Annotated in this window: 16 protein-coding genes; 4 read left to right on the top strand and 12 right to left on the bottom strand. The window is 76.2% G+C overall.

Annotation, left to right across the window (positions count from 1 at the left end; genetic code table 11):
- The first annotated feature begins 107 nt into the window (after positions 1-107).
- From AC1050_RS14920 to AC1050_RS14905, 4 genes are all read left to right on the top strand, one after another.
- Positions 108-1,061, top strand: coding sequence for a metal ABC transporter solute-binding protein, Zn/Mn family (locus AC1050_RS14920; RefSeq protein ID WP_482388188.1), 954 nt, complete (start codon positions 108-110; stop codon positions 1,059-1,061).
- Positions 1,058-1,843 (top strand): metal ABC transporter ATP-binding protein, encoded by a 786-nt coding sequence (locus AC1050_RS14915; RefSeq protein WP_482388187.1) that lies wholly within the window; start codon positions 1,058-1,060, stop codon positions 1,841-1,843. The genes AC1050_RS14920 and AC1050_RS14915 overlap by 4 nt, the downstream gene beginning before the upstream one ends.
- 23 nt (positions 1,844-1,866) lie before the next feature.
- Positions 1,867-2,760: a metal ABC transporter permease gene (locus AC1050_RS14910; RefSeq protein WP_482388404.1), complete on the top strand. Its 894-nt coding sequence runs from the start codon at positions 1,867-1,869 to the stop codon at positions 2,758-2,760.
- A 64-nt stretch (positions 2,761-2,824) separates the two neighbouring features.
- Positions 2,825-3,418, top strand: coding sequence for a DedA family protein (locus AC1050_RS14905; RefSeq protein WP_482388186.1), 594 nt, complete (start codon positions 2,825-2,827; stop codon positions 3,416-3,418).
- 149 nt (positions 3,419-3,567) lie between these two features.
- Here the strand turns inward: AC1050_RS14905 and AC1050_RS14900 are convergent, their stop codons facing one another.
- The 12 genes from AC1050_RS14900 to AC1050_RS14845 all read right to left on the bottom strand — a co-directional run bounded on the left by AC1050_RS14900 (position 3,568) and on the right by AC1050_RS14845 (position 25,091).
- A complete protein-coding gene (locus tag AC1050_RS14900; RefSeq protein ID WP_482388185.1) occupies positions 3,568-4,344 on the bottom strand; it encodes an isoprenyl transferase in 777 nt (258 codons plus the stop codon).
- The gene (recO, locus tag AC1050_RS14895; RefSeq protein ID WP_482388184.1) at positions 4,344-5,075 is read right to left on the bottom strand and encodes a DNA repair protein RecO; all 732 of its coding nucleotides are present in this window, start codon (positions 5,073-5,075) and stop codon (positions 4,344-4,346) included. Before recO ends, AC1050_RS14900 begins: the two co-directional genes overlap by 1 nt.
- Before the next feature lie 373 nt (positions 5,076-5,448).
- Positions 5,449-7,194 carry a 2-isopropylmalate synthase gene (gene leuA / locus AC1050_RS14890; protein ID WP_482388183.1) on the bottom strand — a complete coding sequence of 582 codons (1,746 nt, stop codon included), beginning with the start codon at positions 7,192-7,194 and terminating at the stop codon, positions 5,449-5,451.
- A 189-nt stretch (positions 7,195-7,383) separates the two neighbouring features.
- Positions 7,384-8,775, bottom strand: a complete 1,392-nt coding sequence (locus tag AC1050_RS14885; RefSeq protein WP_482388182.1) for a hypothetical protein — start codon at positions 8,773-8,775, stop codon at positions 7,384-7,386.
- A 35-nt stretch (positions 8,776-8,810) separates the two neighbouring features.
- On the bottom strand, positions 8,811-10,499 hold the full coding sequence (locus AC1050_RS14880; protein ID WP_482388181.1) for an RDD family protein: 1,689 nt from the start codon (positions 10,497-10,499) through the stop codon (positions 8,811-8,813).
- Entirely contained in the window at positions 10,496-13,090 is a 2,595-nt protein-coding gene (locus AC1050_RS14875) for a transglutaminase-like domain-containing protein (protein ID WP_482388180.1), read from the bottom strand. Before AC1050_RS14875 ends, AC1050_RS14880 begins: the two co-directional genes overlap by 4 nt.
- Positions 13,087-14,256 (bottom strand): DUF58 domain-containing protein, encoded by a 1,170-nt coding sequence (locus tag AC1050_RS14870; RefSeq protein ID WP_482388179.1) that lies wholly within the window; start codon positions 14,254-14,256, stop codon positions 13,087-13,089. Before AC1050_RS14870 ends, AC1050_RS14875 begins: the two co-directional genes overlap by 4 nt.
- A gap of 37 nt (positions 14,257-14,293) precedes the next feature.
- Positions 14,294-15,247 carry an AAA family ATPase gene (locus AC1050_RS14865; protein WP_482388178.1) on the bottom strand — a complete coding sequence of 318 codons (954 nt, stop codon included), beginning with the start codon at positions 15,245-15,247 and terminating at the stop codon, positions 14,294-14,296.
- Between the two features lie 94 nt (positions 15,248-15,341).
- On the bottom strand, positions 15,342-21,203 hold the full coding sequence (locus AC1050_RS14860; RefSeq protein WP_482388177.1) for an Ig-like domain-containing protein: 5,862 nt from the start codon (positions 21,201-21,203) through the stop codon (positions 15,342-15,344).
- Positions 21,200-22,792 (bottom strand): serine/threonine-protein kinase, encoded by a 1,593-nt coding sequence (locus tag AC1050_RS14855; protein WP_482388176.1) that lies wholly within the window; start codon positions 22,790-22,792, stop codon positions 21,200-21,202. The genes AC1050_RS14860 and AC1050_RS14855 overlap by 4 nt, the downstream gene beginning before the upstream one ends.
- Positions 22,789-24,267 (bottom strand): FHA domain-containing protein, encoded by a 1,479-nt coding sequence (locus AC1050_RS14850; RefSeq protein ID WP_482388175.1) that lies wholly within the window; start codon positions 24,265-24,267, stop codon positions 22,789-22,791. Before AC1050_RS14850 ends, AC1050_RS14855 begins: the two co-directional genes overlap by 4 nt.
- Entirely contained in the window at positions 24,264-25,091 is an 828-nt protein-coding gene (locus AC1050_RS14845; RefSeq protein ID WP_482388174.1) for a PP2C family protein-serine/threonine phosphatase, read from the bottom strand. Before AC1050_RS14845 ends, AC1050_RS14850 begins: the two co-directional genes overlap by 4 nt.
- Positions 25,092-25,222: the final 131 nt, after the last annotated feature.

The following is a 25,222-nucleotide window of genomic DNA, read 5'->3' as shown; positions in this document are numbered from 1 at the left end:
CCTGGGTGACGCGCGGGGGGTGGATCGCGGTCCAGGCTACCGGCCCGTGAGCAGGGGCACACCGTCCGGTTTTGACACTCGTTCTCAACAGGTTGAGGATGGTCCCCATGTCCTCTCGCCGCTCCCTGCCCGCGGCCGTGTCCGCGGGCCTCGCCGTCCTCGCCCTCGCCGCGTGCTCCTCGGGCAGTGAGGGCACAGGCGGCACCGGCGGGTCGGGCGACGGCGACGGCGTCGCGGTGCTGGCGTCGTTCTACCCGCTGCAGTACGTGGCGCAGCAGGTCGGCGGCGACCTCGTCGACGTGCGGTCGCTCACCCCGCCCGGGGCCGAGCCGCACGACCTCGAGCTGTCCCCCGCCCAGGTCGACGAGGTCGGCCGCGCCGACCTGGTCGTCTACCTCTCGGAGTTCCAGACGGCCGTGGACGAGGCCGTCGACGCGAACCCGCCGGCGCACGTCGTCGACGCGGCGCAGGACACCGAGCTGCACGCGGCGGAGCACGCCGAGGACGGCGAGGAGCACGCCGAGGACGACGGGCACGAGCACGGCACGCTCGACCCGCACTTCTGGCTGGACCCGACCCGGCTGCCCGCCGTCGCCGACGACGTCGCCGCGCAGCTGAGCGAGGTCGACCCGGACAACGCCGCCACCTACGCCGCCAACGCCGAGGCGTTCGCCCAGGAGATGGCGGACCTCGACCAGCGGTACGTCGACGGCCTGGCCACCTGCGAGAGCCGCACGATCGTCACCACGCACGAGGCGTTCTCCTACCTCGCCGAGCGGTACGACTTGGAGCAGGTCGGCATCGCCGGGGTCGACCCGGAGGGCGAGCCGTCCCCCGCCCGCCTGGCCGAGGTCGGGCAGGCGGTGCAGGACGAGGGCGTGGGCACGATCTTCTTCGAGACCCTCGCCAGCCCGAAGGTCGCCGAGACCCTCGCCGACGAGCTCGGCGTCGACACGGCGGTGCTCGACCCGCTCGAGGGCCTGACCGACGACACCCAGGACTACGTCTCGGTCGCCGACGCGAACCTGGAGACCCTCCGCACCGCGCTGGTCTGCTCGTGAGCGACGCCGCCGCCCCGGCGGTGCTCGCCACCGGCGTCGACGTGACGCTGGGCGGGCACCAGATCCTGTCGGGCGTCGACCTGCGGGTCGACCGCGGCGAGGTCGTCGCCCTGCTCGGTGCCAACGGCTCCGGCAAGTCGACTCTGGTCCGCGCGCTGCTGGGCATCGTGCCGCGCGCCGCCGGCGAGGTGCACCTGCTGGGCAGCGCGCTCGGCGACGGCGTGCCGTGGGAACGGATCGGCTACGTCCCCCAGCGGCTGCCCGCGGGCGGCGGCATCCCCGCGACGGCCCTCGAGGTCGTCATGTCCGGCCTCGTGCACGGTCGCCGGCTGCGCCCGCCGCGCGACGCCCGGCAGCGCGCGCTCGCCGCGCTGGACGACGTCGGCATGACGGCCCACGCGCGCCGCTCGGTGCTGCAGATGTCCGGCGGCCAGCAGCAGCGCGTCCTGATCGCCCGGGCGCTGGTCCGCCGGCCCGACCTGCTGGTGCTGGACGAGCCGACCTCGGGCATCGACCTGCCCACCCAGGAGACCTTCGTCGCCACCGTGCGCCGGCTGCACGAGGCCGGCGGCACGGTGCTGGTGATCCTGCACGAGATGGGCGCCTGGGACGGCCTGATCGACCGCGCCGTGGCGCTGCGGCACGGCCGCGTGGTCTACGACGGCCCGCCGCCGCACCCGCGGGGCGAGCACGCCGGCGCCGAGCACGAGCACACCCACCCGCACGCCGACCCGCCCGCGCCGGACGGCGGCACCGGGCTGTCGATGGAGGTCCTGCCGTGACGTGGTTCGAGACGCTCGGCCAGATGCTCTCCTCCCCGCTGATGCAGCGGGCGCTGCTCGCCGCCGTCCTCGTCGGCGCAGCCGCGCCCGTCGTCGGCACGTTCCTGGTGCAGCGCCGGCTCGCGCTGATGGGCGACGGCATCGGGCACGTCGCCCTGACCGGCGTCGCGCTCGGCTGGCTGGTCGGCACCTGGGCCGGCCTGGTCCCGCAGGACACGCTGGCCATCCCCGGCGCCGTCGTCGCCGCGCTGGTCGGGTCGATCGCCATCGAGTGGGTCCGCGCCCGGGGCCGCACGTCCGGCGACCTCGCGCTGGCCCTCATGTTCTACGGCGGCATCGCCGGCGGCGTGCTGCTGATCAAGCTCGCCGGCGGCACCAACGCCAACCTGGTGTCCTACCTGTTCGGCTCCATCTCGACCGTGTCGGACGGCGACCTGTGGTGGATCGCCGCGCTCGCCGTCGGGGTCCTCGTAGTCGGCGTCGGGCTCCGGCACGTCCTGTTCGCGGTCAGCCACGACGAGGAGTTCGCCCGCGGCTCCGGCCTGCCGGTGACCGCCCTGAACATCGTCGTCGCAGCGATGTCGGCGCTGACCGTGACCATCGCGATGCGCGTGGTCGGGCTGCTGCTGGTCAGCGCGCTGATGATCGTGCCCGTCGCGGTGGCGCAGCTCGTCGCCCGGTCCTTCGCCCGCACCATGGCGCTCGCCAGCGCGATCGGCGTCGCGGTCAGCGTGGTCGGGCTGTCGATCACCTACTGGGAGGACGTCCCGCCCGGTGCCACCATCGTGCTGCTGGCCATCGGCCTGTACGCCATGGCGGCGGTGACCCGGCCGCTGTTCGCGCGGCGCGCCGGCGGGGACCCGCACGACCCCCACCCCGAGCTGCCGGACGACGTGGACCTGCCCGCAGCGCGGTGAGCCTCGTCTCACCTGGGACCTCGTCGGCGGAGGTGAGGGTGACCTCACTCGTAGACTCGTGCGCGTGACGGACACGGCTGCGGCGTACGGGATGGACGGCTGGCCGTTCGAGGCCGTCATCGCCGGGCTGTTCGTCATCGTCATCGCGCGGTCGCACGCGTTCTACTGGCTCGGTCGCGGCGTCGTGGGCGGCGCCGCACGGCTGGCGGACCGGACGCCTGACACGCCCGGGCCCGACGCGCGCGGCTCCGAGGACCGGCCGGCCGCCGGTGCGCGGTCGCACGTGCTGCGGCTGATGCGCACGCCCACCGCCCGGCGGGGGCTGGCGATGGTGCACCGGTTCGGCCCGTTCGCCGTGACGCTCGCGTACCTGACCGTCGGCGTGCAGACGGCGGTGTTCATCGGGTCCGGGCTGCTGCGGATGCCCTACCTGCGGTTCGCGCTCGCGTCGCTGCCGGGTGCCGTGGCGTGGGCGTTCATCTGGGGCACCGTCGGGCTCGGCGCGGTATGGGCCGCGGTCCGGCTCGCGACGGCGTCGCCGTGGGGCCTCGCGGGGGTGCTGCTGCTGCTGGCGGCCCTGGTCACGTGGCTGGTGCGCCGCGGCCGCGCGCGCCGCGCCGGCCGCGCGGCGGACGCACCCGCGGACCAGCTCGTCTGACCCGCTGCCGGCTGCCCCTCGCACCGGCCTCGCCCGCACGCACCACTCGGGTCGCCGCTCGTCGAAAGACCACGAACTGGCCGATGGCATCGTTGCATCCGCGGAGTTCGTGGACACTCGACGGGTGGTGGCTCCGGGTGGGCGGGCGGTCAGGTGCCGGCGGGCTTGTCGACCGCGCCGCCGTAGCGGCGGTCGCGCTTGGCGTAGGTCTCGACGGCGCGCCACAGGTGCCGCCGGTCGACGTCGGGCCACGGCTCGTCCAGGAACACCATCTCGGCGTACGCGGCCTGCCAGATCATGAAGTTCGACGTGCGCTGCTCCCCCGAGCTGCGCAGGAACAGGTCGACGTCGGGCAGGTCGGGCTCGTCGAGGTAGCGCTGGATGGTCTTCTCGTCCACCTTGTCGGCCTTGAGCCGGCCCGCGGCGACGTCCTGCGCGATGGCCTTCGCGGCGTCGGCGATCTCGGCGCGGCCGCCGTAGTTCACGCACATCGTCAGCGTGCACGTGGTGTTGCCGGCCGTCTGCCGCTCGGCGGTCTCCAGCTCGGTGATGACCGAGCGCCACAGCCGCGGGCGGCGGCCGGCCCAGCGGACCCGCACGCCCCACGAGTCCATGAGGTCCCGGCGGCGGCGCAGCACGTCCCGGTTGAAGCCCATGAGGAACCGCACCTCCTCGGGCGAGCGCGACCAGTTCTCGGTGGAGAACGCGTACGCCGACACGTGCGTGACGCCGACCTCGATGGCCCCGGCGACCACGTCGAGCAGCGACGCCTCCCCCGCGGCGTGCCCGGCGGTGCGCGGCAGCCCGCGTGCGTTGGCCCACCGCCCGTTGCCGTCCATGACGATCGCCACGTGCCTCGGCACGAGTTCCTTCGGCAGCACGGGCGGGGTGGCCCCGCTCGGGTGCGGGGGCGGCGGAACCGGCATCAGATCCTCTCGACCATCGGCAGCGAGCGCAGCGTGCGCTCGAGGTGGAACTGCGAGTACGCGGACACCAGGCCGTTGCCCTCCTTGCGGTGCCGCTCGGCGGACGCGTCGGCCACCGACCAGTCCCCGACCAGCAGGGCGGACAGCAGCTCCAGCGTCTCCGGGGCGGGGGCGGTCGCGCCCGGCGGGCGGCAGTGCCCGCAGACGGCGCCGCCCTGGGCGATCGCGAACGAGTGGTGCGGCCCGGGCCGGCCGCAGCGCGCGCAGTCGGTGAACGACGGCGCCCACCCGGCGATCGCGAGCGCGCGCAGCAGGTACGAGTCGAGCACCAGACCGGGCGCGTGCGCGCGCTGCGCGAGCGAGCGGACCGCGCCGACCAGCAGCCAGTACTGCTGGACGGCGGGCTCGCGCTCGGCCTCGACCAGGCGCTCGGCGGTCTCGAGCATCACGGTGCCCGCGGTGTAGAGCGCGTAGTCCTCGCACACCGCGCGCCCGTACGGGCCGAGGGTCTCCACCTGGGTGACCACGTCGAGGTTCCGGCCGGTGTTGAGCTGCAGGTCGATGTGCATGAACGGCTCGAGCCGGGAGCCGAACCGGGAGGTGGTGCGGCGCACGCCCTTGCCGACCGCGCGCACCTTGCCGTGGGTGCGGGTCAGGAGGGTGACGATCCGGTCCGCCTCGCCCAGCTTGTGGGTGCGCAGCACGATCGCCTCGTCGCGGTAGAGGCTCACCCGGACATTCTCCCCCGCCGATGTCGCCCCGCGCGTCACCGTTCGCCCAGCGCGTGCCGCATCCTTCCAGGTCCCGCACGAACCCGCCGCGGTGCCGGTGAGCCGCGCGAGGTCGTCACTCGTGGTCGAGGTCGTCACACGTGCAGGACGACCTCGGCCGCGTATGACGACCTCGGCGAGCGGTGCGGGAGCGGGCGCCGGCCCGGGTGTGTCGTCGGCGGGCGCGGCGACGCCCGGCCCCGGCACCGCGCGGGTGGCGCGGTGCTGCCGGGACCGGGCGCAGGGCCGGTCAGGGGTGGTGCCGGCCCGTCAGGGGCCGCGCGGGGTCAGCGCTGGGCGGGGTGCGGCGCGGGTGCGCGCCGGCGGGTCCGGGTCAGCGCTGGGCGCGGTTCACCGCGGAGATGATCGCCTTGAGCGACGCGGTGGTGATGGACGGGTCGATGCCGACGCCCCACAGGGTCTGGTCGCCGACGGCGCACTCCACGTACGCGGCGGCCGTGGCGTCGCCGCCGGCGGAGAGCGCGTGCTCGGCGTAGTCCAGCACCTGCACCTGGACGCCGACCTCGCCGAGCGCCGCGACGAACGCGGCGATCGGGCCGTTGCCGGACGCCTCGACGGTGCGCTCGGCGCCCCCGTCCACCAGGTCGACCGTGAGGGTGTCGGGGCCGTCCTCGACGCTGGTCTGGCGGGTGCCGCGCAGGGCGAGCCGGCCCCACGGCGCCAGGTCGGAGCCGGGCTCGACGGGCAGGTACTCGTCGGTGAAGATCCGCCACAGCACGTCGGCGGTGACCTCGGAGCCGTGCGCGTCGGTGTAGCGCTGCACGACCTGCGAGAACTCGATCTGCAGCCGGCGCGGCAGGTCCAGGTCCCGCTCGGACTTCATCAGGTAGGAGATGCCGCCCTTCCCGGACTGGGAGTTCACGCGGATGATCGCCTCGTAGGACCGGCCGACGTCCTTGGGGTCGATCGGCAGGTACGGCACGGCCCAGTCGATGTGGTCGACGTCGGTGCCCTCGGCCTCGGCGCGGACGGCCATGGCGTCCAGGCCCTTCTTGATCGCGTCCTGGTGCGAGCCCGAGAACGCGGTGAAGACCAGGTCGCCGCCGTACGGGTGCCGCTCCGGCACGGCCATCTGGTTGCAGTGCTCGACCGTGCGCCGGACGTGGTCCAGGTCGGAGAAGTCGATCTGCGGGTCGATGCCCTGGCTGAACAGGTTCATCCCCAGCGTGACCAGGCAGACGTTGCCGGTGCGCTCGCCGTTGCCGAACAGGCAGCCCTCGATGCGGTCGGCGCCCGCCAGGTAGCCGAGCTCGGCCGCCGCGACGCCGGTCCCGCGGTCGTTGTGCGGGTGCAGGGACAGCACGACGTGCTCGCGGTGCCGCAGGTTGCGGCCCATCCACTCGATCGAGTCGGCGTAGACGTTGGGGGTGGCCATCTCGACCGTCGCCGGCAGGTTGATGATGACGGGCTTGTCGGCGGTCGGCTCGAAGACGTCCAGCACGGCGTTGCAGATCCGCGCGGCGAACTCGAGCTCGGTGCCGGTGTAGGACTCCGGGCTGTACTCGTAGAAGACCTCGGTGCCCGGGACGGTCTCCTCGTACTTCTTGCACAGCCGCGCGCCCTGGACCGCGATGTCGACGATGCCGTCCTCGTCGGAGCGGAACACGACCTCGCGCTGCAGCACCGACGTCGAGTTGTACAGGTGCACGATCGCCTGCTTGGCGCCGGCGATCGCCTCGTAGGTGCGCTCGATCAGGTGCTCGCGGGCCTGGGTCAGGACCTGGATGACGACGTCGTCGGGGATCCGGCCCTCGTCGATCAGCATCCGCACGAAGTCGAAGTCCGTCTGCGAGGCCGACGGGAACCCGACCTCGATCTCCTTGTAGCCCATCTGCACCAGCAGCTCGAACATCGCCAGCTTGCGCGCGGCGTTCATCGGCTCGATCAGCGCCTGGTTGCCGTCCCGCAGGTCGACGGCGCACCAGCGGGGGGCCGTCGTGATCTGCTTCGTGGGCCACGTGCGGTCGGGCAGGTCGACGGCGATCTGCTCGGCGAACGGGCGGTACTTGTGCACCGGCATGCCGGAGGGCTGCTGCGGGGTGCGGTCGTGGTAGCTCATCGGGGATCCTTCGCTTCGCGGGTGCTGGGGGTCAGCCGGCGCACCGAACACCGCGACGAGGATCCGGCCTAGTAGGCCTCGTCGCGGCGGCGAAGAAGGAGGTCGCGGCGCGTGAGCACCTCAGCACCATACCCCGCACCATCGGGCGGACCGCAAGCGCTCAGCATGCAAGACGTGGGACGCCGCCGCTCAGGCCAGCAGGATCAGCTCCTGGCGCGTGCGCAGCAGCAGGTGACCGCCGACGGCCGTCACCGACCGCACCCCCTCGTCGAGCGGCAGGACCCACTGCAGCGACCCGTCGGTGAGCCGCCGCCCCTCGACGACCGGCTCCCCCGTGCCGGAACGGCCCGCCGCGACGACCGTCTCGCCGTCGGTCAGCGGCGCCCACCACATCAGCACCCGGGTGGGCGACTCCCACTGCACGACGCCGGTGCGGACGTCCACCACCTGGTAGCCGTCGACGCCGAGCAGGAGCAGGTGGCCCGCCGACTGCAGCCGGACGGCGCGGTAGGTGTCGAGCCGCCACAGCTCCCTGCCCTCGGGCAGCGACCGCGCCACCAGGGTCCCGCCCTCGTCCAGCACCAGGACGCCGGGCGGGTCGCCGTCGCTCGCCGCGACCGTCGGCGGCAGCGCACGGGACGCGAACAGCACGGTGCCGTGCCGGTCCCGGACCACGCCGCCCCGGGTCCGGGACCAGGTGCCGAACACCTCCGCGGACAACGACCCGACGACGAACCACGACGCCGGCGTCCGGTCCAGCTCGGCCCCGTCCACCGCGGACAGCACCGTCGCCGACCACCCCTGCACCAGCACGAAGGCCTCGTTCACCCGCAGCTCCGTGCCCGAGACGATCCCGTCGCGGAGCCGCAGCGGCCCCGGCGACCGGTAGCCCCACGCCTGGTCGCCGTCCGCGCCGGCGAACCGCCCGATCCGGGCGTGCCCGTCCGCGCCGACCTCCATCAGGACGAGGTCGTCGCCCAGGCGCTGCACCGCCGCCAGCCGGCCGGCCCGGGACCACGTGCCGACGACCGCGCCGGTCGCCGCGTCGACGGCGAACACCCGGGCCCAGCGCTCCTCCGGCGCGGGGAACGGAGCGGGGTCGTGGACCCAGGGCTCCTCCACGACCTCCGGCGGCTCGACCACGCAGAGCACGACACCACCGACGTCGCGGTCGTCGTGGGGGCACCCGGTGAGCGGTCGCGTGCCCGCCACCGGCCCCAGGTCGCGTTCCCAGACCCGCGCCCCGGTGAGCTCGTCGTAGCCGGCGACCGTGAACCGCCGGTCCCGCACGGCCGACACGACCACGACGTCGTCCGCCGCGAGCACGTCGTCACCCCGCTCCACCGGCACCCGCCAGCGCACCCAGGGCGGACCGTCGAGCGGGGCCAGCATGCCGGGGACGACCGCGGTCACCGCAGGCTCCGTGGTCGCGGCGCGGCCGACGGCGACCGCCCCGGTGACGACCACGACGAGGACCAGGAGCACCGCGACGCGGCGCCGCCGGTGCCGGGTGCCGGTCCGGGGCGGCCGCGCGGGGACGTGCGGAGGTTCAGCGACGTCCACGAGCTCGACGTCCTGCATCGACGCACCAGACCGCGGGCGGCCCATGCGTCACTCTAGGACCGCAGCCTCACAGACAGCGCGAGGTCCCCGAACGCCACCAGGGAGCCGTCGGCGAGCCGCACCCGGCGGTCCGGCAGGCACACGATGCGCTGGCCGTCGGCCAGGGTCACGAGCGTGCCGTTGGTCGACCCGCGGTCGACCACCCACGGGCCGTGCTCGTCGACCCCGAGCATCAGGTGCGTCTTGGACACCGACCGGCTCGGGTCGTCGACCGGGACGCTGCGCGAGCCGGGCTGCGGGTCGGGGTTGCGCCCCACCAGCAGCGGCAGGTCCAGGGCTGCCAGCGTGCCGTCCGGCAGCCGGACGACCCAGCCGGCGTCGGGGCCCGGGGCAGGCGAGGCCGTCCGGGCCGGGAACGGCTCCGGGGGCAGCGGCGGGGCGGCGGGCGGTGCCGCGGGGAACGGCGCAGCCGCCGGAGCCGGCGGGAACGGTGCCGGGGCGGGTGCCGCCGCCGGTGCCCCGGGCGGCGCGGACGGTGCCGGGGCGGGCGCGGCGGACGGCCACGGTGCCGGGGCCGCCACGGGACCGGCCGGTGCGTCCGGGTGCACGGGCGGCTCGGCCGGCACCGCGTGCCGGCCGGCACGGGCCGCGTCCCCGCCGGGCGCGGGGAGGCCGCCGAGGGCGTCCCGCCACGCGGCGCCCTCCCCCGCGTCGGGCGCGGGCGCCTGCGGGATCTCCGGGTACGCCGGGGACGGGGCCGCCCACGCGGCGGGCGCGGGAACCGGCGCTACCTCCGCGGCCGGGGCCGGGGCGGGGGCGGGAGCGGGAGCGGACGCGGGACCGGGCGCGGGCGCGGGCGCGGGCGCGGGCAGCGGCGCCGGGACGACCGGCATCTGCCGGGTGTCGAGGTCCGGCCCGAGGCCGGGCGACCGCAGCGGCGGCAGCACCAGACCCGGCGCGTCGAGCTGGCGCTCCGCGGCGAGCGTCGACCACCGCGTGCGGGCCGGCTCCTCCGGTGCAGGAGCAGGTGCCGGCGGGGGGGCCGGGTCGGGAGCCGGCGCCAGCGCCGGCCACACCGCGTCGGCAGGGGTCGCCGGGTGCGGCACGCCCGCCACAGCACCGGCAGCGCCCGCACCTGCAGGGTTCGCACCCGCAGGGCCCGCGCCGGGGGCCGACCGCCGGGTACCCGAGTCCCACGACTCGACCCGCCGTGCGGTCACCAGGCCCCGCACGTCGACGACGATCGCCTCGCCCACCCGGTCGTGCCAGCCGCGGCGCCGGCCGCTGCCGTCGAACAGCGGGGACAGCAGCACGACGGCCTGGCCCACACCGCAGGCGAGCGCACCCAGCGAGACGATCAGCGCGCGCACGAGCGCCCGGCCGAGCCCGATCGGCTGCCCCGTCCGCACGTCGACGGTGCGGAGCCCGAGCAGCCGCCGGCCGACGGTCCAGCCGCGGGTGCCCTGGCACCACCACTGGAACCCGCCCCAGGCGAGCAGCAGGACGGCACCGAGCGCCAGCAGCACGGGGCTCGGGCCCGCCGGGGCGACCGCGAGGGTGCCCGGCGTGGCGGTGCGCGAGGCGGCGCCGGCCGACGCCACGGCCGCGGGCAGCCACGCCAGCACGAGCGGCGCGGCCGCCACCGAGGTCAGCACGCCGTCCACGAGCCAGGCCGCGACGCGGCGGCCGAGCGGGGCCGGCGGCGCCCCGTAGGTGCCGCCGCTGCCGGTGGTGCTGCTCATCGATCCGCTCCCGTGCCGTCCGCTCGCCGTGCTCCTCGTGCCCGCCCCGTGCCTGCTCCGCCACCTGTCCCCCGCCGCGCCGACCGGCGCAGCGACCGGGTGGTGACCCGGCCGCGCCAGCGCTGCTTGCGCGGCGTGGCGGCCCGCATCCGGGCCAGGGCCTGGTCGACCTGCGCCCAGTACGCCCGCGCGTCCTCGACGCTCGGCTCCTGCGGCCCGAAGACGGCGGCGTCGGCCCGGTCGGCCAGCGCGACGACGGCCGCGCCGGCCTCGGCACCGGCCTGCGTCGGCGCCGCGACCGCGGGTGCGGGTGCGGGTGCGGATGCGGCCCGCTTCGCCTTCTTCTTGCGGGGCTGCTCGGCAGCGACGGGCACGGTGGTGAACCCGTCGTGCAGCGCACGGGCACCCTCCCGGCGGGTGGCCACCGGGTCGACGTCGCGGCGCAGGTCGGTCGCGAGGTCCAGCACCTCCTGCCAGCCGCCGACCACGCGGCGCAGCGGCTGCGGGTCGCGGCGACGGAGCCGCCGCCGCCGGGCCTTGAGCGCGGCGACCACGAGGAACGGCGCCAGCAGCAGCAGGATCAGCCCGCTGCCGGCGGCGACGCCGAGCGCGATCCGCTGCCAGAGCGCGAACGTCGGGTCGTCCTCGCCGTCCTGGGTCTGCGGCTGCTCGGTGTCGTCCTGCGGCGGGTCCACCGGGTCGGCGGGCGGCGGCGGGGGCTGGGCGACCTGCGGCTCGGGATCGGCCTGGCTGGTCTCGGTCTCGTCCTGGGGGGTCTGGCTCTCGGGCGGCGTCGGGTCGAACGGGACCCAGCCGTAGCCCTCGAACGCGATCTCGACCCACGCCCGCACGTCCGCGCCGGTCACGGCGACGGGCGCGTCCGGGTCGGCGTCGGGGTCCGTGACCGGCTCGCCGTTCTCGTCCTCCCCGGGCGCGAAGCCCATGACCACGCGCGCCGGCAGGCCCATCTCGCGGGCCATCAGCGCCATGGCGGACGCGTACTGCTCGTCGTCGCCGACCATGATCTCGCCGCCGAGCAGCGTCGCGACGCGGTCGGCGCCGTGCCCGGACAGCGACGGGTAGTCGCCCTGGTCGGCGAGGCCGTGCGAGAAGAAGCCGCCCTCGGCGAGCGCCTGCTCCAGCGCGCGGGCCACCGCGATCGGCGTCTCCGCCTCCCGGGTCGCGTCGGAGGCGGTGGACACGACCGCGTCCGGCACGGCCTGCGGCTCGGGCAGGTCGAGGGCGCTGCCGGCGGCGGTGCCGACCTGCTCGTCGTCGGGCTCGGCGGGGACGACCGCGTCGAGGGTGTAGGTGAGGCCCGCGTCGAGGCCGCCCGTGAGCACCGCGGCACCGGTCGCGTCGTTGAACCGCAGCCGGGACTGCGCCTCCGTGTCGTCGAACCGGACGGCCACGGCGTCGCCGACGGTCGGCAACCACACGCCTCCGAGCTGGGCCACCTGCACCTCGACGTCGACCCGGGTGCCGCCCGTGCCCGACGCGGAGACGGCGTCCGCACGCTCCTGCGCCTGCTCGCTGACGGTCTCGCCGACCCGGCGGAACTCGCCCGACGCGCGCGACGAGCCGTCGCCGGCGACGTTCCAGACCACGCCGTCGAACCGGTCGAAGGTCGCCAGCCGGACGCGCGCGCCCTGGGGCAGACCCGAGACGGTGAACAGCTCGACGGTGTCGTCGTCCTTCACGTACGCGCGGAACGCGGACAGCGGGCTCGCGTAGTCCCTCGGGTCGAACGGCGGGATCAGGGCGTCGCGGAGCACGTACCGGTCGCGCTCGGCGCCGACCACCGTGCCCGCGCCGACGCCGGCCCCGGCGGCGAGACCGACCAGCACCAGGACGGCGACCGGGCGGCGCAGCCGCAGCCGGCCCGCCCGCCACGAGGCCCACACCAGCAGGACGACCGCGATGCCGGTCCCGACCGCGACGGGCGCGACGGTGGTGTGCGTGCCGAGCAGCACCGCGCCGGCCAGGACGGCCGGCGGCAGCAGGGCGGCGGCGGGCGCGGCCCGGCTCGTGCCCAGCGCCAGGCGCACGGCGACGGCGGCGCCCACGACGGCCAGCAGGTACGGCGGGACCAGCAGCCACCCGGAACCGCCGAGCGGCGGCTGCAGCGTCAGCACGTCCTTCCAGCCCAGCGCGGAGCCGCGGACCACCGCCACGACGGAGGCGGGCGTCGGCACCACACCGCCGAGCGTCTCGGTGGGCGTGGCGAGCGGCCCGCCCGCCAGCACGGTGGCGACCAGCAGCGCGGCGGTGGTGACGGCCGGCGACCAGCGCGCCCAGGCGGACAGCACGCCGACGGCCACGCCCAGCACGACGCCGCCGACCACCGGGACGACGAGGGTCGAGCCGCCGTACACCGGCAGCAGCGGGGTGAGGGCGGCGAGCACCGCACCGGCCAGCACGAGCACGTCGACGACGCCCAGCAGGCCGCGCGGGATCCCGCGGGGGGCGCGGTCGGCGGGCGCCGGGCGCCCGGAGCCCCCCGTGCGGCGCGTGGGGCCGGACGGCGGCGCGGGCGGGGCGGGAGCGGTGGCCGGCGGCGCGGGGGTCGCCGGCGCGGTCGTGGTGGTCATGAGGCGGCCGCCAGTCGCAGCGCGCGCGGCAGGTCGTCGAGGGCGCCCAGGCGCACCAGGCTGAGACCGCGCTGCGTGCGGACCTCGACCTCCACGCCGGGAACGCAGCTGACCACGAGCGTGCGGGTCCCCTCGGGCACGTGCCGCGCGGCGGCACGCAGGTCGGCGTCCGGGACCACGGAACCGGTGACCAGGAACGCGAGCGTCACGTCGGGCGCCTCGCGGGCGATCCGGCGGCCGAGCAGCGTGGACGCGGTCCCGTCCGGGCCGCAGACGATGCCGGAGCAGTCGTCGAGGAACGGGCGGCGCGCGGTGGTCCGCACCCGGCCGGAGCCGGCGAGCACCTCGAGCGGGTGCTCCTCGGCCAGGACCTGGACCCCGAGCGACGCGACGACGCTCACCGCGAGCTCGAGCTCGGCGTCGTCGTGGCCGTGCTTGTAGTCGCGGGCGTCGGTGGCGAGCGCGACGGCGGTCTGGGTGCGCCGGGTGTCCTCGTACTGCTTCACGGTCAGCTGCCCACGGCGGGCGGTGGACTTCCAGTGGATCGAGCGCCGGTCGTCACCGACCACGTAGTCGCGCAGCGCGTGGAACGCGAGATCCATGTCGGACAGGTCGCGGGTGGAGCCGCCCTCGAGGTCCCGCAGCAGGCCGGCGTTGGCCCCCGTCAGCATGACGACGCGCGGGTGCACGTACAGCTCCTCCGATCCGGTCGTCACCGCGTGCCGCACCGCGAGCCCGAGCGGGTCGCCGCGCACGGCGCGCACCGGTCCGACCGTGACCACGGCACGGCGGTCCGTGGGGACGGCGAACAGCTCCTCGTGCTCCTCGCCCGGGGCGAGCGCGGGCACCTCGAGCTCGGCACGCCCGGCGCCGACCTGCAGCTCGAGCCGCACCGCGCGGGTGCGCCGGGTACCGGGCGCGGACACGACGACGCCGCCGAACGCCCGCTCCCCGACCCGCACGCGGCGGTCGGCGAGGTCCAGGCGGACGGCCTGCGGCAGCCGGCCCCAGGTCATGGCGACGGCCACGAGCACGGCGACGACGCCGACGGCACCGGCCGAGGCGAGCTCGACCCAGCCGAGCAGCACGCCGGCGACGGCGGCGACCAGGCCCAGCAGCCCCGCGCCCCAGCCGATCCCGGACAGCCGGGTCCGCGACCGCCTCACGCCGCGCCCCGCCGGTGCACCCCCACGTGGACCCTGCTCACGCGCGCGCCACCGGCGGCGGGGTCGCGGACAGCACGCGCTCGACGACCTGCGTGGTCGTGGCGCCGAGGAAGTCCGCCTCCGGGTCCAGCACGAGCCGGTGAGCGAGCACCGGGACGGCCAGCTCCTTGATGTCGTCCGGGATCACGTACGCGCGACCGGCCGCGGCCGCCTGCACGCGCGCGCAGCGGACCAGCGCGAGACCACCGCGGACGCTCGCGCCCAGCGCGGTCTGCGGGTCCTCGCGGGTGCCCTCGATCAGGCGCGCGACGTAGTCCAGCACCGAGCCGTCGCAGTGCACCGTCTGCGCGAGCTCGGCCATCTCGACGACGCCCGCCGTCGTCACGACCGCCTCCAGCACGCGGGTGCGGTCCCGGTTGCCCGAGAGGATCTCCACGGTCGCCGTGCGGTCGGGGTAGCCCAGCGACGTGCGGACCAGGAACCGGTCCAGCTGCGCCTCCGGCAGCCGGTAGGTACCGGCCTGCTCGATCGGGTTCTGGGTCGCGATCACGACGAACGGCCGGCCCACGGGGTGGGTGTCGCGGTCGACCGTGACGTGCCCCTCCTCCATGACCTCGAGCAGCGCCGACTGCGTCTTGGGCGAGGCGCGGTTGATCTCGTCCGCGAGCAGCACGGAGGTGAACACCGGGCCCGGGTGGAACTGGAACGTCCGCGCGCCCTGGTCCCAGATCGTCACGCCGGTGACGTCGCTGGGCAGCAGGTCGGGCGTGAACTGGATGCGCTGGTGCGTGCCCTGCACGGACGCCGCGATCGCCTTGGCGAGGGACGTCTTGCCCGTGCCGGGTGCGTCCTCCAGCAGCACGTGGCCCTCGGCCACCATCGCCGTCAGCACCAGGCGCACCGCGCGGTCGGCGCCCAGCACCGCGCGGGAGACGTTCCCCACCAGGCTCGTGAACGTCTCGGCGAACCAGGCGGACTGCTCGGGGGTCATCGGGGGTTCGTCTCCAGTCGAGGATCGCGGGTGGTGCAGGTGCGGGTGGTGCGCGGCGATGCAGGTGTCGGTGACCCCATCGGCAGGCGGGTCGTCAGGGCGAGCCTTCGGGCGGCTCCACCGGAGGGGTGGGAACCACGGGGGGCGGCTCGGGCTGGGGCTCGGTCCAGGTGATCTGCACCGAGTGCTCGGCCCAGGAGCTCCAGCCCGCGTCGGTCTGCACCCGGACCCGGAGGGTCACCCACGTGCCGCTGTCGCGGTTGCCCGACAACCCGACGGTGGCGGTGGTGCCGGCGACCGAGCCCTGGGCCGGCCGCCAGTCCCAGCCGCTCAGCTGGTACTCGTACTGCCCGAGCGCGCCGCCGCCGGTGTCGCTCGGCGCGGCCCACGAGAGCACGGCCTCGGCCGGGCGGTTGTCCGCACCGGGCGACGTCGGCGTGATCTGCAGCCCGGTCGGGGCGGCCGGACGGGTCCGGACCTGGTCGGGGGTGGTCGTGTAGGCGGGGCCCACCGCGCCGCAGCCGCGCAGGTTGCACGCCTGCACCGACACCGAGACCCGCGCACCTGCCGGCAGGCCGGTGATCCGCGCGGACCGGTCGCCCGTGCGCTGCACGGAGCCGGCCGAGGTGCTGATCTGGTAGTCGGTGACGGGCGAGCCGTTGCCGTCCACGCGGTCCCACTCGACGGCGAACCACCCGTTGCCGGGGTCGGCGTCGCCGGACGACCCGGTGAACCGGGGCGCGCCCGGCGTGCTCGGCACCCCGAACGCGATCGCGCGCGTGACCCCGGCGTCCGACCACCCGGCCTTGTTCCGCGCCGAGAGCTGGAAGGTGTACTCGGTGCCGTTCTGGGCGCCGGTGAGCGAGTAGCCCAGCCGGTCGGCGCCCCAGGTGAAGTCACCGGCGCCGGGGCCGCCGGTGATGACCAGCCGGTACTCCTTGACCGGGTCGCCGTTCGCCGCCGGCGGGTCCCAGGCGACGTCGATCTGCCGGCCCTCGTTCGAGGCCACCGACTGGGCACGGACCGCCGGGACACCCGGACGGGCGGCCGGCACCTCCGTCGCCGACGGCGCGCTGAACGCGCTCGGCTCGGGTGCGCGGTTGTGCGCGCGCACCTGCACCGAGTACGCCGTGCCGTTGGCCAGCCCGCGGAACGTGTACGACGTGCCCGAGGTCGTCACGGTGGCGGCACCACCGGACGGGGCCGGCGAGATCGTCAGCGTGTACGACGACACGGGCGACCCGGTCGTCTCCGGGGCGCTCCACCGGGCGGTGAGCTCGCCGTCGCCGAACCCGTCCCACACGGGCGGGGCCGGTGTCCCCGGCACGGCGTCCGGACGTGCCGAGGCGGAGGCCGGGCTCGGGTCGGACAGCCCGACCGCGTTCCGCGCGGCGACGGTGAACGTGTACTCGGTGTTGTTGGTCAGCCCGTCGATCGTGCACGTGGTGCTGGCGCAGCTGTACGTCCGGCCGCCGCTGGCGACGACCTCGTACCCCGTGATCGGCTCGCCACGGTTGTCCGGCGCGGTCCAGGTCAGCACGACGGTCGAGTCCCGCACCTCGCCCACGCGCGGCGCGGCCGGCGCGGCGGGCTTGCCCCGCACGCGCAGGGTGATGCTCGCGGCGACCTCGCGGGCGCTGTCGTCGGTGGCGTCCCGGACGCGCACGCGGACGACCATCTGACCCACCAGGTCGGCTGTCGGGCGCACGACCACGTCGGTGCCGGACGCGCTGGCGGTGCCGGTGCCCGGGGTCTCGACGGTCACGCCGACGATCCGCAGCGGCTGGTCCGGGAACGGGTTGTACGCGCCGCTCAGGACGTCCACGACGGACTGCTGGCCCTGCACCGCGTCGGTGATCACGCGGTCGGGCACGGTCGCCGTGCGGCGGGTGCTCGCGATGGTCCGCACGTCCACCTGCACGTCCATGGACCCCGCCCGGCCGTAGCCGAGCTCGAGCTGCAGGGTGCCGCGGGTGCCCTTGGGGGTGCCGACGTCGGAGGAGACGCTGAGCCGGGTGCCGTCGAGCGTCGCCGAGAACCCGGCCGGGACCGCCGCGGCGAGCCGGTAGGTGAAGGTCTCGGCGCCGGACGCGCCGTCGACACCCTGCGTGAACGCCAGCAGGTCGACGGTCCGCGGCGCCTCGCCGGGGCCGACCTCGAGCGTGGACGGCACGAACGTCGGCGGGTAGTCGTCCAGGGTGAACACCGTGATCGGCAGCGTGATCACCGAGGTGCGGGCGGAGGTGTCCCCCGCGCCGGTCCGGTCGGTGACCGGGACGGTGATGGAGGCCGGGCCGACGTAGCCGGCGGCCGGGGTGAACTGCACGGTCGTGGAGTCGGCGACCAGCGGGCCGCCGTCGGACCGGGTCGCGGTGACGGCCGCCGGGTCGGCCACCTGCGCGGTGCGGCCCGGCGCGACCTGGACCTGCTCGCCGAGCGGGATGGTCAGGGTCTCGCCGCCGGCGACGCGGAGCTCGGGCGCCCGCGGCCGGGCGGTCGGCGGGAAGAAGCCGAGCGCGGGGACCGAGATGAAGGCGTACGCGCGCACGCCCTCGACGCTGGTGTTGGTCAGCACGTACGGGATGGTCTGGGCGGTCTCGGCCAGCGTGACGGTGACGGTGCCGTCGCCGCGGACCGTCGCCACGTCGGCGGCGCTGCTGGGCACGGAGACCTGCAGGTCGCTGATCGGACCGCTCGGGTTCTGGGCCACGGCGAGCACGTCGACGTCCACGCTGGTCCGGCCCACGGTGTCGACCGGCGGCACCACGACGTCGCGCGGGATGGGCGCGAGCACCGGGGCCTGGGGGTCGACGGTCACGGCGAGCGTGGCGCTGGCCCGGCCGCCGACGTCGTTCGTGGCGGTGTAGCCGATGTTGTGCACGCCGGCCTGGTCGCCCTCCACGAGCACCCGGCTGCCCAGGACGGACGCGGTGATGCCGGGGTCGACCTCGAGGTCGTCCTGCAGCGTCAGGTCGCCGCCGGAGACGTCGGTGTCGTTCTCCAGGACCCGGACCTCCACGGCCTGACCGGGGCGCAGGGTGACGGAGTCGTCGCGCGCGACGACGCGGTTGCTGTCCCCGGGCCGGGCGGCGATGCCGACGCGGACGGCCGCGACGGCGCGCTGCCCCGTCCAGTCCTCCACCGCGTAGCTGAAGGTGTCGGTGCCGGCCTCGCCGGGCAGCGCCTCGTACTCGAGGTAGTCGGCGCCGACGGTGACGACCCGGCCCTTGGTGCCGGCGGACGCGACGCCGAGCAGGGTGATGCCGTCGCCGTCGGAGTCGATGCCGACCAGCGGCACCGGGATGCGCACGGTCTCGCCGGCGAACACCCGGGCGGTGAGCGCCTGCGGCCGCGGCGGCGCCTTGGTCTCGGGGTCGGACTCGTGCACCCGGACCGTCAGCGTGGCCGCGGTCTCGTTGCCGGTGGCGTCCTGCACCACGAACGTCGCGTGCACGGTCATCGCCTCGGAGGGCGCCTGGTACCGGAGGTTCTCGCCGGACACGAACAGCAGGCCCTGGCCGTCGCCGAGCGGCTCGGCGAACTCGGTCTTCAGGGTGATCTCGTCGCCGTCGGGGTCGTAGGCCTCGGCCAGCACGGGGACGGTCACGACGCCGCCCGTGCGCACGTCGGCGGTCGCGTTCGGCACGACGGGCGGCTGGGAGGTCGCCGACGCCGGGACGGGCGACACGAGGATCTCGCCGGTGGCGGACGCGGTCCCGTTGGACACCACGTACTGCAGGGTGACGGGCTCGGTGAGCGCACCGACCGCGGAGATGGTGACCAGCTCGCGCTGCCGGACGGCGACGCGCAGCCCGTCGGGCGCGTCGACGCTCTGCAGCACCAGGACGCCGCCGGCGGGGTCGGTGTCGTTGGCCAGCGGGTTCACGGTGGTCTCGCCACCGGCCGGCAGCCAGGCACGGTCCTGCACGGCGATCGGCGGCTCGGGGGTGTCCGGGCGCTCCCGCACGTCGATGCGCGCGACGCCGACGGCCTGCTGCGGCGCGGCGCTGATCGTGAAGGTGACGTAGAACGTGCCGGCCTGCGGCGCCCGGAACGTGAACGTCCCGGCCTCCAGGTCGGGCGTCAGGGTCGTGCCCGCCAGGTCCTCGACGCCGGCCAGCCGGGGTCGCTCCGCCCCGAAGGACCGCACGGCGTCGAGCGGGCGGACCACGACGTCCTGGTCGACGTAGGTGACCGCGTGCACGGGGTCGATCTGCAGGTCGAGCGTGCCGACGGCGCGCACGTCGACGTCGACGGTGCCCTCCGTGGTCGAGACGCCGTCCGACACGACGACGTGCACGACCGTGCGGCCGAGGGTGCCGCCGTCCGCGACGTAGGTGAGCGTCCCGTCCTGCCGGAACCGGGCCGTGCCGGACTCGGCACCGGCCGCCACCAGGGTGAGGGGGTCGCCGTCGGGGTCGGAGAAGTCGGCGAGCACGGGGTACGTGGCCGTGGCGCCCTGCTCGACCCGGATCTCGCCGGTCCGGTCCTGGACCGGCGGCTCGTCCTGCCCGGGGTCGCGGACGGTCAGCGTGACCTGGGCGGTGGACGGGGCGGTGGCGCCGCGGCCGTCGTTGATCGAGTACGCGAACGTGACCGTGCCTGCGGCGCCCGCGGGCACCGTGATCTGCAGGGCGCGCCCGCCGTAGACCTGCTGCATCGTGCCGAACTCGGCGGGCAGCGGGTCGACCTCGCCGAGCACGAGGATGCCGCAGTCGGAGGAGGTGTCGTTGTCGATCACCGGCAGGATCGTCGTGCGGCCGGCACGGACGCCGAACGCGTCGTCCACGGCGCTGGGCGCGGCCGACGTCGGCGAGCACTCCGGGACCAGCTGCTGCGTGGTGCGGTCGCCCTCCGCCTGGTCGGTCTCGTCCTCGGGCTTCTCCTCCGGGACGACGTCCGTCCAGTCCGGCTCGCGCACCTCCGTGTCCTCGAGCGGCAGCCACAGCCGGCCGTCGACGGTCTCGTTCAGCGCGACGACCTGGCGGTTGACCCGGAAGACGAGGCGGTCGGCGCTGGTCACGCCGTCGAGGTCGAGCACCCGCGGCTCGGCGTCGGCGCACAGCTCCAGGTAGTTCCGGGCGGCCGTGGGCCACGCCGCGTGCGCGCAGGACCCGACGCGGACCGGCGCGGCGGGGGTGCCGCCACCGCCGGCCTCGTGCTCGGCGGCGACCTGGCCGGAGGACAGCGCGACCTCGACCAGGCCGGTGCTGCCGGCGACCAGGGCGGTGCTCGCGGTCGGGCCGGGCTGCTGGAGCACGGGCTGGCCGATGCCCAGGCTGCTGGACCCGCCCGGGGTGCGGACGGTGTCGCCGTCCAGGCCCACGGGCACGTCGCCGACCGCGGTCAGCGCGTCCACCGGACCGTCGAGGGCGGTGCCCTCCGCCGCGGACGCCGGACCGCCCGGGTTCGGCGTGAGGCGCGTGACCTCGCCGGTCTCCGCCGCGACGGCGAACGCGTCGCCGGTGACGGAGGCGACCACCAGGCCGCCCGGACCCACGTCGGCGTCCGGCTCGTCGCTGGTGACCTGCAGCAGCGGGAGGTCGTCGAAGTCGCGCACCCACGCCTGGCCCTCGGTGTCCATCACGGCGACGGTGCCGCCGGCCATCGACACCTGGGCACCGGCCGGCACGGCGACCTGCGCGGCCGCGGTGACGCCCGCCGGGTCGACGACCGTGACGGTGCCGGCCTCGACGATCAGGACGTCGCCCGCGTCCTGCAGCACGTCGAACTCGGTGCTGGTGGCGACGAGCCCGGCGTTGAGCTCCTCGACCTGGGCGTTGTACCGGCCGACCTGCAGCGTGCTGGTCGACGTGAGCCACACGGCGCCGTCGTTCAGGTCGACCTGCGCGAGCGGGAACCCGGGGTTGACCAGGGCGAGCGTCGCGATCACGGCGGGCACGGTGACGACCGCCGCGGTCGAGGCGACGCGGCGCCGGTTCCAGGTCACCTTCACGGGACGCACCCCTCGGCGGGCACCGCGGAGGCGCGCCGGTCGGCGCGGACCACGGAGACCTCGATGCAGAGCTCGCCCGTGCCGGCCTCGGCGGCGGGCACGACGACCCGCTGCTCCTGGACGAGCTGCAGCTGCGGCTCACCCGTGGCGGCCCGGACGCCCCACAGGTACTGGTCGCCCTCCTGCTCGTCGGGGTTGGTCCAGGTGAACTCCACGGAGCCGTCGTCCTGCCGGTTGCCGAACAGGTTGGTGGGGGCCGGCACGGTCGCGGCGACGGTGCCCGCGGGACCGGGGAACTCGGTGCCGTCGCCCGGCGCCGGCGTCTGCTCGGGCCGTCCGGCCAGCAGCACCACGGCGACGACGGCCACCACGATGGCCAGCACCGAGCCGACGGCGGCGAGCACCCGTCCCGTGCGCGCCCGCGCGGGAGCACCCGGGCTGACCTCGTGCAGCACGGGCGGAGCGTCGGCGGCGCCGGCCAGGTCGGCTGCCGCGGCCACGGCGGGCGCCTCGTCGGCGCGGACCGTCACGACGGGGCGCAGCCGGGTCGCCTCGGGCCCGGAGCCGATGTCGAGGGGCGGGCCGACCGGGACGGTCGCGCGAGCAGGCGGCGCGGCGGGCCCGGGCGCGATCTCGACGACGGACCGGACGCGCGTGGCGTCCGCGGGCGCGCCGGCAGCCGCACCGGCGGCAGCGGCGGTACCGGGGGCCACCAGCGCCGGGTCGTCGTCCACGTCGAGCGCGGTGACGGGCAGCCCGAGGTCGGCCTGCACCGCCCGGAGGTCCTGCGCCAGGTCGACGGCGCGCGGGTGCCGCTGCTGCGGCTCCCGGGCCATCGCGCGGGCGAGCACGGTGCGCAGCCGGTCCGGCACGTCGTCCCGGCTGAACGGGACGGGCGCGCCGCGCTCGATCCGCCCGACCAGGTCGGCCGCCTCGTTGCCGCCGCCCGGGCGCTCGAACGGCGAGCGACCGGCCAGCGCGGAGAACAGCGTCGCCGCCAGCGAGTAGACGTCGGACCGCGCGTCGCCGTGCGGCTGGGCCGCCAGCAGCTCGGGCGCGGCCCACGGGATGGACATGCCGACGGCGGGGCCGCCGGCGTCGACGGTGGACGCGATGCCGAAGTCGGTCAGCACCGGGCGCCCGAAGTCGTTGGTCAGCACGTTGCCGGGCTTGATGTCCCGGTGCAGGATGCCCGCGCGGTGCGCGGTCTCGACCGCGGAGGCGAGCCGGACGCCGAGCTCGAGCACCTCGGCGACCTCGAACCGCTCGGCGCGGTACCGCTGCCCGAGGCCGGGCCGCGAGCAGTACTCCATCACCAGGAACGGGCGGCCGTCGGACGCCAGGCCCGCCTGGTAGACCGTCACGATCGACGGGTGGTGCGACAGCCGTGCCGTCAGGTCCGCCTCGCGCGCGAACGCGTCGCGCGTGTCGGCGTCGACGCCGCCGAGCAGCACCTTGACGGCCACCTTGCGCCGCGGCAGCTCCTGCTCGTACAGGAACACGTCCGCGGATCCCCCCGCACCCAGCAGCCGCTGCACCGTGTACCCGGGCAGGTGCGGCGGCTGCGAGGCCTCACGTCGACGACTCACGAACCGGGCTCCACGGTGAACGTCACGCCGTCGCCCAGGTCCACGACGTCCCCCTCGGTCACCGCGACGGGCTCGCCGGCGGTGATGCGCCGCGGCGGCAGACCGCCGCCGGCGACGGTGATGCCGTTGGTCGAGTACAGGTCCGTGACCAGCACGCGGCCCAGCTCCAGGCGCACCTCGGCGTGCGTGCGCGAGATGTCCTGCTCGGGGCTCGGCACGGTCACGAGGCGCGTCTCGGCGCCGTCGGGCGCGCGGTCGGCCTGCGGGGCGCGGCCGATCAGCACGACGCCGTCGACCGGGACCGACGCACCGGTGGACAGCGCGAGGCGCGGCACCGGGGCGTGCGTCGTCCCGGCGCTCGGCACCGGGCCCGCGGCCAGCGGGGTGGCGCCCAACGGCCCGGGCGCCGGCGCGGGCATGGGCAGGACGGGGCCGGACGGCCAGTCGCCGGTCTGGGACACGGCCCAGGACGGCAGGTGCTGGCGGATGGAGGCGAGCTCGCCGCTGAGGATGGTGAGCCCGTCGTGGTCGTCGGCGGACGCCGGGCCCGGCAGCGCCGGGGCGGGCGGGGCCGGCGGGACGAACGGCTCGCGCGCGGCGGGCACGTCGGTCGCCTCGGGGACACCGGGCAGCGTCGGCGCCGGCGCGGGGAACGCGGGCCGGGGCGCCGGGGCCGGCGCGGGCTCGGGCGCCGCGTCGTCGTGCTCGACGACCTCGGCGGGCACCTCCACGGGCTGGTCCGCGGCAGGCCGGTCCTCGGCGGGCGCGGCGGTCTCCTCGACCACCTCGGCCTCCACGAGCTCGCCCTCGACGACCTCGGCGGGGACGGTGCCGCCCTCGACGACCTCGGTGCCGAGGGGCTCGTCCGCCTCGGCCACCGGGAGCGCCGCGGCGGGCTCGCTCTGCGCAGCGGGCGCTGAGGGCGCAGCGGGCTCGGGCGCCTCGGTCCCCCGCGGGGACCCGGCCACCGCGGTCGGGGCGGCGGGCAGCACGACGGGCGCGGACGCCGCGGGAGCCGCGGCCTCGGCGGTCACCTCGGCGCCCGTCAGGCGCACCCGCACGCGGGACGCGCGGACCACGCCGCTGACGATGGGCAGGGCTCCGCCCCGGCTCGCGCCGGAGACGCGGATCGTGACCTCCTCCGCCGACCCGACCGAGCGCTCGGACCAGGACACGACCTGCGGCGCGGTGAGGACCTCGGCGCGGGTACCGCGCACGACCTCGACCTCGACGTCGCCGCGCAGCGCGGTCTGCACCTGGCCGGCGGTCAGGTCCACGGCCGCGAACGGGTGCAGCCCGCCGATGCCGTGGCGGACGAGGGCGTCGAGCTGCGCACCGAGGCCGGCGCCGCGCTCGGGCGCGCTGGCCCAGACGTCGCGGACGACCTCGGGCGGGGTCGTGGGCGCGAGCAGCAGCACGACGCCGTTGGCGACGACGGCGTACCAGTCGCCGGGGGTGTACTCCGGCACGATCACCGCGGGTCCTCCTGTTGGCTACGGGGTCGAGGGATGGTGGCCCCGTCGACCGTCTCGTCCCAAGTCCTATCGGCAGGCTCGGTGCCGAACGCAAGCCATCCGGGTGAAACTTCCGGGTCGGGTTCGACGTCCACGACGACCGCGGTGGCGTTGTCCCTGCCCCCGGCCTCGACGGCCCGGCGGACCAGCTCCGCGGCGGCCGCCCCGCTGCCGGCGGTCCGCGCCAGCACGTCGGCGACGTCCGCGGGGGCGAGCTCGCCGGTCACGCCGTCGGAGCACACCAGCAGCCGGTCTCCCGGGCGGGCGGGCAGCATCCAGTAGTCGGGCTCGGGGTCCACCCCGGTGCCCAGCGCGCGGGTCAGCACGTGCCGCTCCGGGTGCTGCTCGGCGGCGTCCCGCGTGAGGGTGCCGGAGTCGACCAGCTCCTGCACCACCGAGTGGTCGACGGTCAGCTGCGCGAGCTCGCCGTCCTGCCAGCGGTAGACGCGCGAGTCCCCCACGTTGAACACCAGCCAGTGCGCGACGCCGTCGTGCTCCCCCAGGGCGACCCCGGCGACCGTCGTGCCGCCCTCCTTGCGCTCGAAGGCGGCCCGGATCCGCTGCGCGGCGCGACGGAAGCACGCGTGCAGGTCGGACGGGTCGACCACGGCCTGGCCGGTCAGCCCGGCGAACTCCTCGACGGCCAGCCGGCTGGCGACGTCGCCCGCCTCGTGCCCGCCCATGCCGTCGGCCACCAGGAACACCGGCGGGTGGGCCAGCAGCGCGTCCTCGTTGAGCGCGCGCACCCGTCCCCGGTCGGTCGCCGATCCCCACGTCGTGCGCACCTTGGTTCCTCTCGTCGGCGTCGGGTACCCATCGTGCCTGGTGCGGGCGCACCCACGCGCACCCGGGTGGGGACGGCGGAACCGGCAGAGGGGGACGCGGACGATTGTAGGAGGCGCCACGGGCGCCGCCC

Source organism: Cellulomonas sp. NEAU-ZC6 (assembly GCF_056844425.1).
Note: the sequence above shows the minus strand (reverse complement) of the source record. Positions and strands in the feature narration are given on the sequence as shown.

What these genes read in the sequence shown, in the direction of transcription:
- AC1050_RS14920 (WP_482388188.1), top strand. Translation starts at nt 108, where the DNA reads ATGTCCTCTCGCCGCTCCCTGCCCGCGGCCGTGTCCGCGGGCCTCGCC.
- AC1050_RS14910 (WP_482388404.1), top strand. Translation starts at nt 1,867, where the DNA reads ATGCTCTCCTCCCCGCTGATGCAGCGGGCGCTGCTCGCCGCCGTCCTC.
- AC1050_RS14900 (WP_482388185.1), bottom strand. Translation starts at nt 4,344, where the DNA reads ATGCCGGTTCCGCCGCCCCCGCACCCGAGCGGGGCCACCCCGCCCGTG.
- leuA (WP_482388183.1), bottom strand. Translation starts at nt 7,194, where the DNA reads ATGAGCTACCACGACCGCACCCCGCAGCAGCCCTCCGGCATGCCGGTG.
- AC1050_RS14885 (WP_482388182.1), bottom strand. Translation starts at nt 8,775, where the DNA reads ATGCAGGACGTCGAGCTCGTGGACGTCGCTGAACCTCCGCACGTCCCC.
- AC1050_RS14880 (WP_482388181.1), bottom strand. Translation starts at nt 10,499, where the DNA reads ATGAGCAGCACCACCGGCAGCGGCGGCACCTACGGGGCGCCGCCGGCC.
- AC1050_RS14875 (WP_482388180.1), bottom strand. Translation starts at nt 13,090, where the DNA reads ATGACCACCACGACCGCGCCGGCGACCCCCGCGCCGCCGGCCACCGCT.
- AC1050_RS14865 (WP_482388178.1), bottom strand. Translation starts at nt 15,247, where the DNA reads ATGACCCCCGAGCAGTCCGCCTGGTTCGCCGAGACGTTCACGAGCCTG.